This is a genomic window from Pseudoalteromonas sp. SD03, from assembly GCF_040937955.1.
GTDB lineage: Bacteria > Pseudomonadota > Gammaproteobacteria > Enterobacterales > Alteromonadaceae > Pseudoalteromonas > Pseudoalteromonas tetraodonis.
On the sequence record NZ_CP162514.1, the window covers coordinates 1,973,933 to 1,993,420 of the forward strand.

Consider the following 19,488-nt stretch of genomic DNA (forward strand, 5'->3'; position numbering starts at 1 on the left):
TGTTTAGGGATAGAGACATGCATAAAACATGTCTCTAAAGATAGTTTACTGCTGGTTTAACTTGTCTTTCGCTTCTTGTACTTTTGCAAAATCTAAACCTAATTCATCCGTTGCTTCTTTAATTAAATGAGGTTGGGTCATTACTACCGCCATCAATTGCTGAAGTTTTTCAGGTGGTATGCCCAGCTCTTGTACTAAAGCCATAGCCATCATTGGGTTTTGGGTAAATGCTTCAAATAATGCCGCTACTTTTTCATCGCTGACATTGTGCTCTTTTAATATTGCAATAATTGGATTCATTATTAACCTTAAAATCGAAATAGTTTGTTAAAGTATATGGCCTCATACAGGGATTAACAATATTAATCCCTGTGGCATTACTTGTTTCACTCTACCAACAATACAACTTTACCTGAGTTTTCATTACCCTCTAAAATGGCATGTGCCTCACTAGCTTGTTGCCATGGCATGATTTTATAAATATTAAAGTCATATTTCTGATTGGCAATATCATCATAAAAGCGCGCTACAAATGCATCTCTTAACGCGCGCTTAAACGCGATACTGCGATTACGTAATGTCGAGGCATGAAACGAAATGCGCTTTTGTAATAAGCGTGCAAAATCGACTTCGGCAAAGCGACTATCTAAAAATGCGAGCATCACAATCTGACAATCCATTGCGGCCACTTTGGCATTTTTATTCAAATAGCGGCCAGAAACCGGATCGACTATGGCGTTTGCACTTAAGTTATGTGCCTTCATATATTCAACAAAATCAGTGGTTTTATAATTAATCACATGGTCAGCACCCAAGCTTTTAGCGTGTTCACATTTTTCATCAGACCCTGCTGTTATTACCACCTGTGCACCGGCACTTTTTGCCATTTGAATAGCCGCTCCGCCTACGCCACTGGCACCGGCATGAATAAGCGCCGTTTGCCCTGATTGTAGTTTTCCTAACTCAAAGAGTGCGCCAAAGGCAGTTAAATACACTTCACTAATAGCAGCACCTTGTGCCATAGAAATATTATCTGGCAATTCCATTAATTGCTGCGCATCGACCGCGACATATTCACTGTACGCACCACCGGCACATAGAGTAAAAATACGCTTATCTTGCCATTTAAGGTCTACCTCACTGCCAAGCTCACACACGGTACCTGCACATTCGAGTCCTAGAATAGGGCTATCCCCTTCAGGAGCAGGATACTTACCTTGGCGCTGCATACAATCGGCGCGGTTAACGCCAATCGCTGCTACTTTTACCAATACTTCATTACTGCTAATCTGCGGCTTGTCGGTTTGTTCAAACGTCAATTGCTGATCTTGATGTGAAATGTACTGCATAAATCTCCTCGTATTTTATTCTATTTGATTTTCGCCATACTTCGGCTTCAACTAACTCGTTATTTTCTGTGTAATATATTTAAAGTGTGTAGTGATTAGTAATTTTATTGATGTAACCTCGGGGTTTTAGCACTGGCAAACACAAAGCCTGACAAAAAAGCGAAGCCAACTAATTTAAACTCATAATACTCCTTTTGGAGTTAACAGCGCCTTAAGCACAAAAATTCAGTGCTGATTTAATCAGTTTATTGGCCTTTGTCGACTAACCTTTGTTCAATTTAGACCGAACTCGTTGGGCAGTACATGTTCTGCATTTATGCTGCGTTATTAGCAATTGCTGGGGAAGCATTGCCTAAAAACACAACTTCAAATTTAACCTTGAAAGATAAACAAAACTATAAATTATTAAAGCGCCAGCTTTGTTTATAAGGATATACATCAGGAAGCTGACCTTGCTCAATACCTTGCTGAGTCATTTGCCAGTACTTTGCCGTAAATAAATCACTATGATAATGATTAAAATGGCTAAAGGCACTGCTGCTTGCACTAAAAAACACCTTAAATTGACTCGGGAATATATCATTTTGGTCTATATCAAAATAAGAATGTGAGCTTATTTCCTCTAACGCGTTGTCAGTATTTGGCACTTCTCTAAAATTACAATCAGTAAGAGGGCAAATTTCATCGTAATCATAAAATACCACTCGCCCCCAACGTGTCACACCAAAGTTTTTCATTAGCATGTCACCGGCAAAAATATTAGCACTGGCAAGCTCTTTAATCGCTTTACCATAATCAACCATCACCTGCTGCAGTGATTTACTGGTACATTGACCGATATATAAATTAAGCGGTGTCATTTTTCGCTCAACATAGACATGTTTGAGTATTAACGCTTTACCCGAAATAATTAAGCTATCACCAATGTGTTTTTTCATTTGTGTAAGCAATTCATTACTAAAACGACTTAAATCAAAGGCTAGGTATCTAAATTCATGAGTATCAACTAATCGCCCTACTCTATCAGCCTGTTTTACAAAGTTATATTTATCTTTTACCTGCTGTTTTGTCGCCGTTTTTGGTGCACTAAATTTATCTTTTATTACTTTGTACACATAGTCTAGGCCATCAATTGTAAAAACAAGCATGACCATACCTGGTGTACCTGGCGCTAAATGATATTTATATTGCTCGGGGCTACTTTTAGTCGTGTCCACCTTATAGCGATAAAATTCTGTTTTCGCATGTTTAATAAAACCTATCGCATTAAACAATTCAAACCGTTGTTTGTGAGGCATTAACACACTTAAGTAATCTACATACCTTGCAGGTTGGTCGGTATCTACCATAAAGTACGTGCGCGCAAAGCCAAATAACAAGCTAAGCTGATCAGCGCCCATCATCACAGCATCAATTGTAAGCCCGTCAGGGGTATTTAAAATGGCTATTGCAAAGGGCATATTATCGCCATTTTTAGCAATACAACGTCCTATTACATAACACGCTTTATTTCGGTAAAAGTGTGAATTGGCGTACTCAATATAGCCGTCATTTAAACTTATTAGCTCATACACTTGTCTGCATTGTTGCTGCGCCCCTTGGGTTAACGTTGCTTGTAGTTTAGCTAAGTCCTCGTTTAAATTTTTAAATGGCACTCTAAACACTTGTTCATTAACTAAGGTTTTAACTGCTCTGTCAAACCCTTCTTTTAAGGAAATACGACTCACAAGCCCTTCATAAGAACGTGGTTGCCCCCGGTACTTTGCTTTTAAAACAAATAAATGCACCGTACGAATTTTTTTATCATCCCAAATAGCGCCAAAAGTAGAATTAAAAAACGTATGTGCAATTGGCTGGTTTTCATGCTCTTTAACCATTTCGCCATAAATATTTTTTGCACGTTGCCATGTTTGTGGACAGTTTAGTTCATCATAGGCAATCACTTTAACGGCCTCACTCACCTGCTTTACTTGACGCTCATACACTTGCAAGCGCGCTCGCATTGCCGCTTGCACCTCATGATATTGGCGTTGTTCAAAGCGACTTTGTGCCCCTAAGGTAATATTTAAAAACTGTGCAAACATAGCTTCAAAGCCAGCAAATACAGCGCGTGCTAACTTAGTGGCTATGAGTTCTTGTATAGGATTGTGGGTAGACGTTAACGACGTGCTAGGCATAGTATAGGCGCTTCTATTTTTAGCAATTATGCTGATTATTTTTTATTAGAGGTTTACACCTTAGCAAGCACGCTTTAATTTAGATAATTAATACAGCAAATAAATAAAATTGATCATATGAATATAAGAAATGTCGATCTCAACCTACTCGTCTATTTAAATGTATTAATAGATGAAAAAAGTGTGTCTAAAGCGGCCAATAAACTCGCATTAACACAACCGGCTATGAGCAATGCGTTAAAACGCCTAAGAGATTTATTTGACGATCCTTTGCTGGTACGAGCTGCGGGCTCCATGACCCCAACAGCTAAAGCCCTTGCCCTTAAGCCCGAAATTGAATCGCTGTTAAAAATGGCAGAAGAGATCACGCAGCCCAGTGAGCAGTTTAATCCGGCTACTGCCAACGTGACGTTTCGTATTATGGCAAACGATTATTTAGAATCGACGCTAATTGCTCCCTTTATTTGCGAGCAGCTAGCTAAAAATCCGGGCATTGACTTCGATGTACTTAGCCCCAGCGACGTTAACCTGCAGGATATGGAAAAAGGCACTATCGATTTGGCAATAAACCGTTTTAATGGTCTGCCGCGCTCTTTTCATCAAGCTACTGTATGGCGAGATAACTACTGTTGTTTAACCCATCCACATAATCCATTTTTAAACGATGCAAACTTAGACCAATACTTAAAAAGTGAACATATTTGGGTTAATCGAGCCGGCTGGGGCCCCGAACCCGCTGTGACCAATAAATCAGGTAAACAAAAATTAGGCTGGGTCGATGAGGCATTATGGCAATTAGAACAAACACGTAAAATAAGAGTGTTTACCCGTCATTACATGATTGCCAGTTTACTGTGTCAATCTGAGCAACTCATTGCAACCCTTCCGCGTCGTCAAGCAAAGCTTTTAACTAGCCATACTAATTTAGTGATTAGCCCTGTGCCATTTCAAATCGTCCCCATAGAAATAAAAATGATATGGAGCCCGTTATTACACCATACACCAGCGCACCAATGGCTTAGACGCGAGTTGTTGGCGTTTGCAAATACAGTGATTGATAGGTAAAGAATTAAAATATTGATCAAATCAATATCAGTTATTGAAAACAACAATTTCATTAATATTACACTTAGCGCTACAGTGAAGTTAAGCCAACAAACTAAGAGTAATAATTATGCAAACATCAGCAAGCTTCACACAACAAGACGGATTATTCATTGATGCAAATTTACATCAATTCATTGAACAACAATTGTGTCGTAAAACAACACTTCAAACGCAACACATTTACCAAGCGTTAGCCACGTTAGTTGATGAGTTTGGGTGTGCATGTCGTAAAACAAAACACCAAGAAAACGACATTCTCGACGTGAATACTTTATTAAATGCATATCAACGTAAAAGTCATCCACATTGTCATTTAGATGCACAAACAACCGCAGCCGTTCTAGATGAATACTGTTGCCAAGTGCCTGCAATTATTGTGGTTGCTTTAATGGATACGCTTAGTGGCACACTCTGTGATGAGCCAAGCGCCCATAAACTTTACCACAGAGCTGCAGAGCTGACAGAGCGTCCATGCGTTCATCGCGAGCAAACAGCTAACGCCTCTGCAGCGTAAAATGCTGCCCTTTAAAAGTGCTCGATAACCTTGTTGGCAAATTGTTTGCAACTTAAGGTTGTCGAGTTATGATTTGATTGAGCTAAATCAAATGTAACCTGTCCACTGGCAAATGTGCTTTCAAGCGCGTTTTCAATTAAACAAGCAGCCTCACTCCATCCCATAAACTTAAGCATTAACACCGCACTCAATAAGCTACTGCTCGGATTTGCCTTATCTTGTCCTGCTATGCGCTCAAATGTACCATGTGTGGGTTCAAAAAACGCAACTTCGGTATTTAAGTTTGCCGCCGGCATAATCCCTACTCCACCGACTTGTGCACTGAGCATATCGGCTAAAAAGTCTCCGTTTTGATTAGTGGTGGCCACCACATCAAATTGAGCAGGATCCATTAAACACTGCTGAAGCATATTATCGGCAATTACTTCTTTAATAACCAGCGGCGGTAAATCAGCACGTTGTATTTCAAGCCAGCGCCCGTTTTGATGCTCAATGGCAGCATATTCACGTTTGGCCAGTGCAAATCCCCAGCGCTTAAATGCGCCATCGGTGAACTTAAGTACATTACCTTTGTGAACTAAAGTGAGTGATTCACTATTATTTTTTAGGGCATAATTAATTGCATAGCGTATTAATCGCTCTGATCCCTCTTTAGAGATATTTTTAATACCTAAACCACACTCTTGGGTAAAACGAAGCCGAGTTACGCCCATTTCTTCACATAAAAAATCGAGCATTTTTTCACTTTCAACACTGCCCGCTTGCCACTCAATTCCTGAGTACACATCTTCACTGCTATCACGCAGCACGGTAATATGCGTGGTAAATGGGTTTTTTAATGGTGACGGTAATGCACTAAATCCTTTAATGGTTCGCATATTTACATACAAATCCATTTCATGACGAAGCGCGACATTGAGCGAGCGAAATCCGCCTCCAAGCGGTGTTGTTAAAGGGCCTTTAATCGCGATTTTACAATCTCGTACTGCATTAATCGTTTCTTGAGGGAACCAATCACCGTCATAAAGCTTGGCAGCTTGCTCACCATTGTAAACTTGCATCCAATGAATTTTGCGTCTTGCGCCATAACTATGCTCTATGGCGGCATCCACTACTTTTCGCATCACTGGCATGACATCGAGGCCGACGCCATCACCATCAATATAAGCAATAATAGGGTGTTCGGGTATATGCCACTGTCCTTGTTCATCAATAAGTATATGTTCACCATTTTCTGGCACAGTAATATGTTGATATTGCATTGTTAACACCTAGAAAAACATCCTCTTTTCATTAAAGCATGTTCGTTAATAGGTGTCTGTAATTGCATTTTTATAATTGATATCACCGCAGCGAATAACTGCACGGTATTCACTATTAGTAAAAATAAGGGAACGATTTTTTAACCAAGGTGGCATCAGGCATTTTATTTAACACCCGACCAAATAGAACATTACTGAGTAGAGCATAACTGCAGATTAATTTTAACCACCGGATGATTATAAAATTAACCTGCTAAGTGAGATTACTTATAATAGGCAAATAAGTATTTATTAAAGCTATATTGACTTTGTATAACCGCAATAACAAATCCTGCTTTACCATCTAAAAAGCCACGTCTTAAAAAATAATGGCGGATAAAAGCAAAAAAAGCGGAACTACTTGCCTTCAAGAGTGATGGTTTTTTACCCTTTTTTTCCATTTGCTCTGCACCTATGTGCGCATAATGGTTTCTTTTATTCATATAGCCAAAAATATCTTCATGCTGAAAATGTAATATATTTTCTTTCAGCTCAATTGGTTTACAATCAAGCATTACAACAGACTCATGCACTAAGTTTTGGTTATAACCTGTTATTTTTTTATTGTAAATACGCGCAATACGATCAGGATACCAGCCGCTGTGTCGAATAAATTGGCCACAAAAATACGTTAAACGGTTAAGCTTTAAAATATTTTTCTCATTGCATTTTGCCAATGTCGTTATTATTTCTTCCTTTAAACGCTCACTGACAACTTCATCACAGTCAATTGCAAAAATCCAATCGTTAGTTGCTAATGCTTCTGCTCTACGTCTTTGCTCACCAAACCCTTGCCAGTCATCACGCACAAATACTTTATCTGTGTATTTATTTGCAATAGCACGTGTTTCATCAGTGCTACCTGAATCAAGTACAATGATTTCATCTGCCCACTTTACTGACTCTAAACAACGCTCAATTTTATCCTTTTCATTTTTACATATAATACAAACAGATAGCTTCACAAAATTTCCTTTTTAATAACACTGTATTTTAAAAATTATCTTCCTATTATAAACAGATCATAACAACATAGGAAACAAGGCTTTAAAAAGTATGGTTTTAAGCTTCTAAAATAACGTCAATTGTATTGAGTAAAGCCTCTACTTGATGTCTATCAAGCACGGCGTTAGCGGATTTTAATCGTTTTTCAAACTCAACAGCTTGTTGATACAGTGCTTGGCATTCAAACATCCCTGCCGTTCCCTTAATCATATGTACGCTGCGTGCAAAACCGATTATATCACCCTGCTTAAATTGCGACTGTAATGTGTGTTTTTGTTTTTTTAATCCTTTAATGTATTCTTGCTTGAGCAGAGCAAACTCATCATCAGGCAGCTTAATATTTTCGCATATATCAATATCAAGATAACTTGCGATTTTACTACTAAAACACCGTCTATCGATGGGTTTGGCAATATGATCGGTAAAACCTTGTTTTAAATAACGATCTACTTCATGCTTCATCGTGTTCGCAGTAAGCGCCACAATCGGTGTTGTTACTCCTGTTGCTTGCATAATACTAATTGCTTGTTCACCATCCATAATTGGCATTTGAATATCTAATAAAATTAAATCAAATTGTTCATCAAGTGTCGCTTGCGCGGCATCTCGGCCATTTTCTACTGTCACCACGGTTAAACCCATTCGTTCTAAAATCCGCTTAATCAGCTGTCGGTTTTCTGGGTGATCTTCAGCCACGAGTACCCTACCAATCAAATTTCGCTGGTTACTATTTAAAGGGATCTCTTTGTTTTGTGACTTACAGATATCGTCAAATGCGTAAACCCATTTTGTATGTTCCGTTGTATGCAGTGCCATAGAAAAACAAAACTCACTGCCGCTACCGAGTACAGAATAAACCGTAATATCGCCATCTAGTTTAGTTGCTAAGCTTTTTGATATGTTTAATCCAAGTCCAGTGCCACCGTATTTACGAGAAATCGACGAGTCAGCTTGATGAAAGGGAGTAAATAGGTCTTTTTGCTCACTGTCGGTCATACCAATTCCCGTATCTTTCACTTTAATAATTAGTTGTTTTTTATTACAGCTAACCGTTAGCTTTATATAACCTTGGCTGGTAAATTTAAGCGCATTGGTTGCTAAATTTAATAATATTTGTCGCAATCGAGTTGGATCTGAGACTATCCAATCAGGTAGCGGAAATTGATAATCAACTTTAAATTTTAAGCCTTTATCACGAATTTGTTTTCCTAATAACGATTCGATTTCAGCAATAGTGGCAAACAAGTCCGTTTCAACTAGCTCTATCTCTAGACGATTAGCCTCAATTTTTGACATATCCAAAATGTCATTAATTAAGCCAAGAACATGACGACTATTTTGCAAAATCACCCGAATGCCATGGTTTCTCTCATGAGGCTGTATATCACCTAAAATAATACCATCAGCATAACCAATGATTGATGTCATTGGGGTGCGAATTTCGTGGCTCATATTGGCTAAAAATCGACTTTTAGCTTCACTTGCATCACGAAGTTCTTCAGCTAATTGTTGTAACTCTTGAGTACGCAACTGTACTTTGTGTTCTAAATTTTTAGTCAATTCAACATTCTCATGGTGTAAAATGCTAAATTTATTTGCCACGGCAAAAGCAAGTAGCACTGCATCGAGTGCGGTACCAATGAGCCCAAGTAAATAGAGATCTATCTTTATAGGTTCAATTAGCCCTAAATTAGTTAAATTGCCGACCATATTAGGAATGGCCATCGCCAAATACGCTAAAACAAAATAGCGAGCGGGCTTAAAGCCACTTAACCAACTTCGTATACCAACAATCATACCCAGGCACAAAGTAGCCCCCGTTACTAAAGTAGCCCATATAAAGCCAAAACCTGGCCAAATGATTGTAAATGGAGTACCTGCGGTAGCAATAATGCCCAAGTAAATTGAAAACCGTGATAATTGAGGAGACGTTTCCTTTAATTTAAGTAAGCTGTTAAAAAATAGGATATTTGTGATGGGAATTAAGGTAAAACCTAGCCAATGAAAATGGGCGTTGTAAAAACCAAAAATTTGATCTGGTATATGAAAAAACTGACTCCAAGCTAATACCCAGCACGCGGTAAACAGGGCGTAATGCAAATGGGTTTTATCTCTATCACCCAAGTAAATAAGAAAATTGTATAAACCTAATGCAATACCAACCCCAAAGCACAGCAGCATAATCATGTTATATGATGTTTTTTTCACAAAAAAATCATCATAAGGTGAAAGCACTAATTTAGGTGGGGTGTAAAAGTATTCACTTTGAAATTTTGCAATTAACATATAGGGACGATTAGGCGTCAGCTCAATTCTATTACCATAATGAAATGCAAACTCATTAGGGTAAATGCCACCCGTTGTATAACGATTTATTGGCTCATCAAAATTCGACATATCATAAATACGCGTCTCAATTTTTGAAAGCAGCGTGTTATAGGGATATAACACAAGTTCATTTAAATCAGTTTTGTTTTCCAGCTTAATCACAAACCAAAAACTACCACCAAAAAACGATGTTCTCGATTGTGGTTGCTTTTTTTCAAGCCACGTTTCTATATCGCTATGGTCTCGGGGAAAAGCGCCATCAGTGACTTGAAATACACTGCCTTGATTAAGCAAATCAGTATCTTGTTGTTTCAAAGTATAAGCAAAAGGCTCAAGTGCATTTGCCACTGCTAAATTGCTAAAGCATATAAATACACAATATATAAATAGCTTTAGAGCTGCCTTTATTGGCATACTTTGCACCTTAAATTAAAACTGATAACTAATATCCAAGCCAAAACGCCGGCCTTCACCCTTAAAATCTTCAAGCATGCCAAGAAAAGAACTTAAATCAAATTTTAAGTGACTGTATTGAGTACCAAACAGGTTTTTACCCCAAATGGCAACCCCCCAGTTATCGTGTTGATAGTGTATATTGGCGTTAAAAATACTATAGCTGTCTTGCATCGCATAGGGGTTTTGATTCTGATCAAAATAGTAATCGGATTGATAATCAACTAATAATTGAGTAGTTAGTGGGTGATTAGCCACCTCAAAAGTGTATTCAATACCCGCACTGAGATTCCATTTTGAGGTAAACGGCAAACGATTATTAGTTAACGCATTCCCTAGTGGATCAACATATTCTTCAAACTCTGCATGAGGTATATAACCCATAGCAAACTTAACATTCAAATTATCGGTCAGCCAATACTCAAGATCAGCTTCTAAGCCGTAAATAATGGAGTCAGCCACATTTTCTAATAATTGAATTGGCGGGCTCTGCTCAGATGTTGAAGGCTGATTCATAAAGACTTGTTGATCATTATAATCATAATAAAATGCAGCCCAGTTAAATCGAATACCCTGCTGTGGCCACCAGGACTTTGATCCGATTTCATGTGAGTTTAACCGCTCTTTTTGATAGTCAGCGAGTTGGGCCTGTTCAACCGATGATAAAAATCCACCGTTATAGCCTCCGCTTTTGGCGCCATTAGCAAAACGATAATAGGCGTAAGTTGAATCATCGACTTTAAAGTTCACTCCTAACTGCCCTGAAATGCCATTATCTGACTGCTCTCCTTGAACACGATAAAATGGAACCTTAACCCCTGTTAAATCGTCAGCATCTATTAAAACGTTAAGCTGAGATACTGAGTCGTAGTCTAACGATTCATAAGAGTAACGAAGCCCTGCAGTGATCAACCAATCTTGGTTTAATTGATAATCGAGTTGCGTAAACGCAGCCATACTCTTTGTGTTTATTTTATTATTATAAAAAAAAGTAGCGGTTAAATCTGTCGATAAAACTCCCCGATAGTCGCGTAAAATATCATTTACATTATCTTGAACAATAGACTCATCAGCATAATATATTCCCGTCGTTAAAAAATGCTCACCCAACTGAGATTGCAATCGCAATTCTTGCGTCACCAAATCAGTATTTAACCCTAAGTTGCCCTCACATAACTGTGCGGGAGAGCCATCACAATTAAAAGCATGGTCCCGTTTTAATTTGTTATAACTGCTTAAAAAAACAAGCTCATTGTGTGTGTCTAATTGCCAATTAGCATGGGCACTAACCCCCTTACCATCGGTTTTATGTGGCGAATTATTATTAACGCTTACAGTATAAAAATCATCACTGGCATCATTAAAGCCAAAATTATCAAAACAATTGGTTGAACCCGCTTGTGCTGGCGAGCATCGCTCTCCTTTTAGTGGATTAGCAACAATTCCAATACTGCCAACCGGCTGTACTATGCCATCCCAATCGGCAATATGCCCTTTTATCAATAGCTGTACCGTGTCAAAATCAGCTAAAAAGGAAACTCGGCCATTCGTTTGTCGCATGCCAGCTTTCGGTGAGTCGGCAAAAATATTGTTAGTGGAATAATCATAATCTTGATGATTAAGCGCTATACGAACGGCAGTGTTTTCACTAAGTGCTGAATTAAACATAGCATCAACACTGGTCGCATTGTTATTAGCAATGCCAGTGCTTAAATAACCACTTTGTTCAAACTCAGGGCGTTTAGAGCGGATTAAAATAGCGCCCCCAGTAGAGTTGCGACCAAATAAAGTGCCTTGAGGACCACGCAAAATATCAATTTGTTCAATATCAAATAAATTAACAATTTGGTTACTTGCAGAGCCAACAGCAATGTCATCAACATACATCGCCACAGGGGATGTATTCGCCGTATTGTAATCAACTAGCCCTACACCACGAATGTTAACCGCTGGCGGTGTGCCTTCCGCTGCGTTTTGACTAATTTTTAGATTAGGAGCAAATACAGACAACTCTGTCGAATCTTTAACGTGTTGTACTTGAAGATCATTACCTTTAATGGTGCTTACAGAAATGCCAACTTCTTCAATTTTTTGCGCTCTTTTTTGCGCATAAACTTCTATGATTTCCATATTACGCGCATTCGCACTTTCATCATCTACAAGTACTTTCGCCTGCAGTGGCAGTAAGAAGCCTGGTAAGCATATCAACCCTATTTTCTTATTGAGAAGCTTGCCTTTATTTTTCATTTCTTGTGACCTTTACGCTAGACAAATGTAAACAGCATGTTTAATTATATACTAATCAATCGATAATACGGTTATATGAATAATATTTTAATGTTTGAGGGCTGCAAATGCATCTTCGCCACTAATGTGTTGTGGGTAACCCACCATTGCTCTTGCTGTTTGCATACCAGCCATGACAGCCGCTTCAACACAACCGGCATTAACGCCTGTTTTTATCCAGTCACCGGTAATAAAAAGATTGGTAAATTGTGTTTCATCAGTTGCCAGACGATATTGACTTGAGCCCGCAACTGACAAAACATAGCGCTCACTGGGATCCACATTTACTCGCCAGTATTGAGCATTTAATCGTTCATCCCCTGATAACTGAGAGCCATGCAAAACAGACCAGTCAAATTGATTATTTTGATACGCTATTGGCCAAATAGCCTGTATGTTATTTTCTAGCATACCTTTAAGATTAGCTTTTACTTGCGATTTTGCTTGAAAAACAAATTGATGTTCACTTTGTGGCGGGTAATAGTCACAAGGAAAAACACTGCAAAAGTAAGCAATGTTTTTAGGAGAACAATCGATAGGCCATTGTTCTTTGTCGATTAAATTCATCATCGCAGCCCATGTATCAAATGGTTCGCTAAAGCCACTGAGAATGGGGCCTTCTTTGCTAGGTGGCCTATATTGCCAACCTAATTGCTCGTCAGTCTTACTAAGCCACAATTGGGCTGCCTGCGTTGCCACCGTTTTAACTTGCTTTGCTTGAGCTGCAAAATTTGTATCCAATGCAAGTAAAGAAGGACATACATGTTCAAGTGAGGCAACAGATACGCCAAGAATAATCCTGTCAAAGTCACCTTTGTAGCGTAATTCTTTTATTGGTAGGGGCTGCCCAAAATGGTTTTCATACTGAGCTGGCCAGTTAGACCAAAAAGATTCTAAATTAATATTATGCTGTTTTAATAGTGCAGCTTGTTCACTATTAATTTGCGCATAAAGCGGCTCACTTGGCCAACAAGGTAGTTTTTTCACATCAACAAGTGGTTGATATTCAGCGCCTGATTTCAAAGTAACTTGTTGCTGTAACTTAATTATCTCAACAAAACGTTCACCCTGCTCATTTAGGCTGGGTTCCAGGTTTTGCAATTGATGGAAATACTCAAACTTAACCCCTCTTTTTTTTAGTAGCTCATACAGTGGAGCAAAAATGACATCGCCCATCCCCGCTTGCATTTTCCACATGACGCCACCGCGATAACACAGCGCAATACGTAACATAGCCAGTGATGCAACACCGGCTTCAACATTAGGCTTACTGATGTCTCCATCAGCGTAAGCAAATACTAAATCATAAAATCCCCGTATTGGCGCAGAGTTAGCGCTGTACTGCTCATTTGCCCCATTTCTTATCAGCCACTGTCTAAAATCAAATTTGTTTATGACCCCAAACCCATCTCGATATACTTTGTCTTTGACCAGGCCAACCAACATTGCAATAGCAAGGTCTGCACAAATATATAATCGTCTAAGCTGCGCATTATTGTCTAATAACTCAATCATTTCGCTATTTAGCCAACGCTTTAGTTTTCTAACTATATACCAAATGACAAGGCCATCTTTTTTCTCTTGTACTTGGGGTTTTAATGTATTGTCAGCGTGAGCAAACTGATTTAATTTACTTATTAATAAGCTGGGAGTAGAGGCTATTTCACTCGAGTATTGTTTTATATCATCAGCAAAGTGTTGCCAAGTTTCCTCTGTATCATCAACCAAGTCCGCTATTTGTTGATGTAAATGGCGTAATAAAGACTGATCACGAGATTTTTTTGTGCTCAAATTTATATTTTTATTGGCTTTTTTTGCGGCTAATTGTAAATCCAGTATCCACTTTTTTAGCCAAGCTAGGGTCATTTTAATAAAGTCCCATGGCGTAATATCCAAACTACCCTCCGCAGGATTTCCAGGTAATAAGGGGAAATCTATTGGCCATGTTTGCCATTGATCATTAATATATTCTTCTAGTGCTATAAAACTATGCGGCTTTAATGCTTGCTGCCATGTAGATAAAGGTGAATCGACTGGGCGTTGTAACTGAGTGTAAACCGTTTCTATTGTTTTAAAGCTATTTACATAAGCACCAAACCATACATGCAAGCCATGCTCTTCAATACGCTGCCCACGAGCCGCATTACGGCCACTTGCGCCTTTACCACCTAAACGCCAACCTTGTTGGTATACAGTAATAGTTCGATGCTGTTGCCAATCACGCTGCTCAGTTAAATACAGTGCAGCAGTCATAGCCGATACACCGCCACCAATTATCACAATTTTTTCTTGGTTCATGGTAAATCCTTCTAAGCAATTTAAATTTTAGTTGCGGCTAACTGGTCAAAATCCATTTGAACATAAAATGGTAAGTGCAGCGCTTGGCTACCTAACTTCAGACCAAACATATCGGCAAGGGGGAAACTATCTAATTTATTAAGATGTAAAGTAAACTCAGGTTTCAGAAATTTAAAGCGATGTATTTTTTTAATCATAGAGGGTGAGTGCATTACGCTTTGGTATACCGCTGAATCACTACTGCCATCGGGAAATTGCTTAAACAATATTTGATCCATTTGTGGATTAACAAACCCACTCAATAGCTGCTTTAATAATGACAAATCAATGCCTAAATGTTTACGAGAAAACAAATTTGCTACTTGCTCGCCAAAATCATCTAGGACAGAGAAAAAGTCATTTTCGTGCCCCTGAGAGTTTATTGTAATTGTAAATAACTCATGCATTTGCAGCTTTGATTCAGGCGAAAAATGATCAAAGCATTCTAAAGATAGTGAAAAATTCGAAAGCTCAGTTACACACTCGGGCATAATGTAATCACATAAATATTTATTATAGCCCCACGTTTCGCGACCATTTATGAGTGCATAAATGTTATTAACGCAGATAAATGCTGGATACCAATATAAGTAGCTTATATCCTCATTTTCAACTTTAGCGACAGGCAACCAGATGATAATATCTGTTTCTTGCATCCAACCATGCTGAGCGAAAGGCGGTGTCATTGAGGCTATTTTTTCAATATCTGTAAATGTAATAAGCGCAAACTCGCCAAGTATTTTAAAACGAATATTTCCTTTAACGCCTACGTTTAGCGTTGAATCAATATATCTTTGTGATTTAGCTAATTCTACCTCAGCAAAAAAACCATACATATTCGCATTGTGCATACGACAAGGCGGCTTTGCTATTGGATTAGATAAAAAATGTTGATATGGCGTAGATAGTGAGCTCATTTGACCCCCTCAGTTAAAAACTGAGTATAGTCAGATATATTAGGGTCTGTTGACCTTTGCGAATTAATATTTATGGCTATATGTGAATTCCACTCGATTCAAAGTATTTTAATAAATTGCTTGCAAAGTAAAATGTTGTGAAGTAGTATCGCTGCTTGGCTATAAAAAGCCCTAGCGGTTAACCTCTTTACCCTGATCCAGTAAGTCCCGCAAAACGTATATTCAAAAGCTAAGTTATTGTACGGCGAGAACCCCTATTAATACCTTGATGATTTATTTTTAATATCATCGTAAAAGTGTCATAAAGATCGTCAACACTGTAATGAAGCTAAACACAATTAGATTATTTATCATCTGTAATGTGCTTTAAGAAAAAGCCCAGAATAAATAACAAAAATAAAGTGAGTTTTATTATGTCATACAAATATAACGGATCTATGATCCAAATAGCACATCCAGTGCAATCAATTTCGGTTAACAAACATCGTGTAATCTTTAGCGATACACAAGGTTTGAAAAATGCATTGTTTCAAAAAGCAAGTGATGCACGTCAATTTGTAAAGTGGCTCAAAGCCAGCTAATTATCATTGATAAGTTAAACACTTATAAATAAATCTAAATGCCAGCGTGAAGCTGGCATTTTACTTTTTGGTGTATTATTGACTACACTTAAATCCTTGTTTATTTATTCGTTGTAGTGCCAATGCGGTTTTCGTGGTTAATACTGTTAGTCTGTGTATTTTTAAGCACAAAGTGTAATGCCAGAACAATAAAATGGTTAACACATGATTTTGCGCCCTACTACATTATAAGCGGGCCGAACAAATCACAAGGTCGTGACGAAAGTATTATTTCGCTTTTAGAACAGCAGCTGCCGCATATTACCTTTGAAAGAGTGATCATCCCCTCAGGTAAAGTGATTCAGGAACTCGCAAACCTGCAGTCTAATGCCTGTGCTTTGTCGCTCTATAAGAATAAATACCGCGAAGAGCGTGTTTATTTCACACATCAAAGCTCTACAGCAGGGCTTTCGCCATCAATTGCCATGCATACCAAGCTAAGTAGTGCGCTTGAGATTGAAGACGCTAAACCGGTGTCATTAACCAATTTATTAGTTAATAAAAAGCTTACCTTAGGTGTATCTATGAATCGCTCCTATGGCAGTGAAATTGATAAAATAATCAACACCACACCCGGTATAAATCTGGTCATTCGACCAACCCGCGATACCCTCAGTACGTTAACATATATGCTTAACCTTAAAAGAATTGATATTTTATTAGGTTACCCAAGTGAACATTATTATTTAGCAAAAACAATGGGCTTTACTGATAATTTAACCCAGCGGATGCTCACTGAAGCACCAGAAATAAGTTACGGTTACATTGGCTGTACTAAAAACGAGCAAGGTGCAGAAGATATTGCTACGCTTAATCAACAACTCAAACTGATTAAGCAGACTGAAGACTATAAACAGATATTAACTCGGTGGTTACCAAGTCATTTAAAACCCAAATTAGAAGCACATTTACAATAATAAAAAGCTAAGCGTGTTACTAATTAGCGCTTAGCTTTTTTAAAATAGTCTTACTGGCGAATACCTTCAATAAATAAACCAATATCAACATGGGTAGATGCTGGGCCTAAGTTATAGTCAATACCGTAGTCGGCCAATTTTAAGCTAGTTTCTCCTTCAAAACCAACACGGTAACCACCCCATGGATCTTTACCTTCACCTATTTTATCTATTTCAAAGGTAATTGTCTTCGTAACACCGTGTAGAGTAAAGTCACCGGTTACTGTGGCTTCTTCACCGTCTTCGTCAAACTTAATCGCTGTACTCTTAAAGCTTGCCTGTGGGTATTTGCTTACGTTTAAAAAGTCACTACCACGTAAGTGTTTATCACGTTCTGCGTGATTTGAATCTAGGCTTGCCGTATCAATATTTACACTAATTTGAGACGCATTTGGATTTTTAGCATCGTAGTTAAATTTGCCATCAAAGGTATTAAAACGCCCGTGCAGCCAGCTGTAGCCTAAATGTTTAATCTTAAAGTTTACAAAAGCATGCGCACCTTTTGTGTCAATAACATAATCTGCGGCATTCGCAGTGGTCGCTGTCATAAACATCGCTGCTGATAACGCTGAAGTTAAAAATAATTTTTTCATTTTAATCATCCTTTTGTAATCTGATCATTCTAATTAATGTTTTATCTTTATCGATAAAGTGATGTTTTAGCGCACCTAACACGTGCAATACTACAAATCCAATTAATAAGCATGCGCTATAGAAATGGATTTGCCCGGCTATATCAGCCTGAGAATCAAACGCAAAGTCGATAGCTTTTACATAAAAAAAGCCAAATACTTCTATGGGTCGTCCATCAGCCGTCGAAATTAAATACCCTGACACCATAATGATCAGTAAAAACAGATACATTAAAATATGTGCTGTTTGGGCTAATTGATTTAACTGCTTGTTACTGCCAATCGGACTTGGTTTAACACTAAAGTGTCGCCATAACAGCCTAAAAACAAAAACCGCTGCTAAGCTAAGGCCAATGCTTTTGTGTAGGTCTAATGATCCTTTATACCAACTATCATAATAAGTCAGCTCAACCATATATAAACCTAAACCAAACAGACCAAACACGGTCAGCGCCATTAGCCAGTGTAAAAATATAGCCACCACGCCATAGCTGGTTTTTGAGTTTTTAAACATTCCCTACTGCCAATCTCTTATTTAGTAATAACACTACGATATAATGATTAAGTGGTGATTAAAATAGCATATGCAAACACTCATCGTGCGTATACGCACAGTAAAATGTATAAGGTTAATATAATTGCAAATGACGTTGAGAAGGGATTAGCTAGCAGCTGACTCGTTAAGAGACACGTATATTTGGCTATCAGGTTCAACCTGTAAGCAGGCAATCAGGCCCTCTTTTATTAGTTCTAACATAGCGATAAAACTAACAACAACCCCACTGCGTCCCTCTTCAAAGGTAAATAATTGAGTAAACGCAACAGGCGCTTTTGATTGGGATAAGGTATTTAAAATCAAGCTCATGCGCTCACGCGTTGAAAGGGTTTCAGCGCTAATTAAATGATGCTCGAATGTTTTTGCACGCGCCATGACATCGCTTAGCGCTAACAATAAATCTTTGACTGCCAGTTCAGGTAATGGCTGGTTTTTTTCTGCTAGTTCTGGCACGCTTGCCTGCGCTATAAAGATATCGCGGCCAACACGAGGTAGGCTGTCTATGTTTTCGGCCGCTTTTTTAAATTGTTCGTACTCTTGTAGACGTTTTATAAGCTCGGCGCGGGGATCGTCTTCTTCTTCTAACTCTTCATGAACAGGCAGTAACAGCCTAGATTTAATTTGGGCCAGCAATGCCGCCATTACTAAATATTCACCCGCGAGTTCTAGCTGGAACTCGCTCATCATTTCAACATATTTTACATACTGCTCAGTAATGCTAAAAATAGACAACTCAAGAACATCTAGCTTATGCTTTTTAATTAGATAAAGCAGCAGATCCAAAGGCCCTTCAAAGGTCTCTAAAATAACTTCAAGCGCATCAGGCGGGATATATAAATCTTCGGGTTTATCAACAACGGCTTTACCATGTAAAAAAGCCAGAGGCAGCTTTTGCTGCACTGGCATATCAGGTATTGGCGTTGATGATAGCGTCTCAGACTGTTTCATTG

At 38.4% G+C, this 19,488-nt stretch carries 16 protein-coding genes; 4 read left to right on the top strand and 12 right to left on the bottom strand.

Annotation, left to right across the window (positions count from 1 at the left end):
- Positions 1-45 precede the first annotated feature (45 nt).
- The 3 genes from ABZP26_RS09190 to aceK all read right to left on the bottom strand — a co-directional run bounded on the left by ABZP26_RS09190 (position 46) and on the right by aceK (position 3,526).
- Positions 46-300: a DUF2999 family protein gene (locus ABZP26_RS09190; RefSeq protein ID WP_008113615.1), complete on the bottom strand. Its 255-nt coding sequence runs from the start codon at positions 298-300 to the stop codon at positions 46-48.
- Between the two features lie 86 nt (positions 301-386).
- Entirely contained in the window at positions 387-1,349 is a 963-nt protein-coding gene (locus tag ABZP26_RS09195) for a zinc-binding dehydrogenase (RefSeq protein ID WP_368484846.1), read from the bottom strand.
- Positions 1,350-1,744: 395 nt separating this feature from the next.
- Entirely contained in the window at positions 1,745-3,526 is a 1,782-nt protein-coding gene (gene aceK / locus ABZP26_RS09200; protein ID WP_368484847.1) for a bifunctional isocitrate dehydrogenase kinase/phosphatase, read from the bottom strand.
- Positions 3,527-3,643: 117 nt separating this feature from the next.
- Here aceK and ABZP26_RS09205 point away from each other — a divergent pair, with 117 nt between their 5' ends.
- Positions 3,644-4,591: a LysR family transcriptional regulator gene (locus tag ABZP26_RS09205; RefSeq protein ID WP_368484848.1), complete on the top strand. Its 948-nt coding sequence runs from the start codon at positions 3,644-3,646 to the stop codon at positions 4,589-4,591.
- Between the two features lie 109 nt (positions 4,592-4,700).
- Positions 4,701-5,147 (top strand): hypothetical protein, encoded by a 447-nt coding sequence (locus tag ABZP26_RS09210; RefSeq protein WP_368484849.1) that lies wholly within the window; start codon positions 4,701-4,703, stop codon positions 5,145-5,147.
- 11 nt (positions 5,148-5,158) lie between these two features.
- Here the strand turns inward: ABZP26_RS09210 and icd are convergent, their stop codons facing one another.
- From icd to ABZP26_RS09240, 6 genes are all read right to left on the bottom strand, one after another.
- A complete protein-coding gene (gene icd / locus ABZP26_RS09215) occupies positions 5,159-6,409 on the bottom strand; it encodes an NADP-dependent isocitrate dehydrogenase (protein ID WP_368484850.1) in 1,251 nt (416 codons plus the stop codon).
- A 263-nt stretch (positions 6,410-6,672) separates the two neighbouring features.
- The gene (locus tag ABZP26_RS09220) at positions 6,673-7,413 is read right to left on the bottom strand and encodes a glycosyltransferase family 2 protein (protein ID WP_013465070.1); all 741 of its coding nucleotides are present in this window, start codon (positions 7,411-7,413) and stop codon (positions 6,673-6,675) included.
- Positions 7,414-7,510: 97 nt separating this feature from the next.
- Positions 7,511-10,195, bottom strand: a complete 2,685-nt coding sequence (locus tag ABZP26_RS09225; protein WP_368484851.1) for a 7TM diverse intracellular signaling domain-containing protein — start codon at positions 10,193-10,195, stop codon at positions 7,511-7,513.
- Positions 10,196-10,210: 15 nt separating this feature from the next.
- Positions 10,211-12,481, bottom strand: coding sequence for a TonB-dependent receptor (locus ABZP26_RS09230; RefSeq protein ID WP_368484852.1), 2,271 nt, complete (start codon positions 12,479-12,481; stop codon positions 10,211-10,213).
- 87 nt (positions 12,482-12,568) lie between these two features.
- A complete protein-coding gene (locus ABZP26_RS09235; RefSeq protein WP_368484853.1) occupies positions 12,569-14,818 on the bottom strand; it encodes an NAD(P)-binding protein in 2,250 nt (749 codons plus the stop codon).
- A 20-nt stretch (positions 14,819-14,838) separates the two neighbouring features.
- Positions 14,839-15,774 (bottom strand): acetoacetate decarboxylase, encoded by a 936-nt coding sequence (locus ABZP26_RS09240; protein WP_368484854.1) that lies wholly within the window; start codon positions 15,772-15,774, stop codon positions 14,839-14,841.
- 413 nt (positions 15,775-16,187) lie between these two features.
- On the opposite strand from ABZP26_RS09240, the gene ABZP26_RS09245 reads away from it, so the two are divergent.
- Together ABZP26_RS09245 and ABZP26_RS09250 are read left to right on the top strand one after the other, a co-directional pair.
- Complete coding sequence (locus ABZP26_RS09245) at positions 16,188-16,355, top strand: hypothetical protein (RefSeq protein ID WP_007375427.1); 168 nt, start codon at positions 16,188-16,190, stop codon at positions 16,353-16,355.
- 122 nt (positions 16,356-16,477) lie between these two features.
- Positions 16,478-17,311 carry a transporter substrate-binding domain-containing protein gene (locus ABZP26_RS09250; RefSeq protein ID WP_036954547.1) on the top strand — a complete coding sequence of 278 codons (834 nt, stop codon included), beginning with the start codon at positions 16,478-16,480 and terminating at the stop codon, positions 17,309-17,311.
- 50 nt (positions 17,312-17,361) lie between these two features.
- On the opposite strand, the gene ABZP26_RS09255 is transcribed toward ABZP26_RS09250, so the two are convergent.
- The 3 genes from ABZP26_RS09255 to ABZP26_RS09265 all read right to left on the bottom strand — a co-directional run bounded on the left by ABZP26_RS09255 (position 17,362) and on the right by ABZP26_RS09265 (position 19,486).
- On the bottom strand, positions 17,362-17,943 hold the full coding sequence (locus ABZP26_RS09255; RefSeq protein WP_013465075.1) for a YceI family protein: 582 nt from the start codon (positions 17,941-17,943) through the stop codon (positions 17,362-17,364).
- A 1-nt stretch (position 17,944) separates the two neighbouring features.
- Positions 17,945-18,496, bottom strand: a complete 552-nt coding sequence (locus ABZP26_RS09260; RefSeq protein WP_058154732.1) for a cytochrome b — start codon at positions 18,494-18,496, stop codon at positions 17,945-17,947.
- 147 nt (positions 18,497-18,643) lie between these two features.
- Entirely contained in the window at positions 18,644-19,486 is an 843-nt protein-coding gene (locus ABZP26_RS09265; protein ID WP_368484855.1) for a ScpA family protein, read from the bottom strand.
- Between the last annotated feature and the right edge of the window lie 2 nt (positions 19,487-19,488).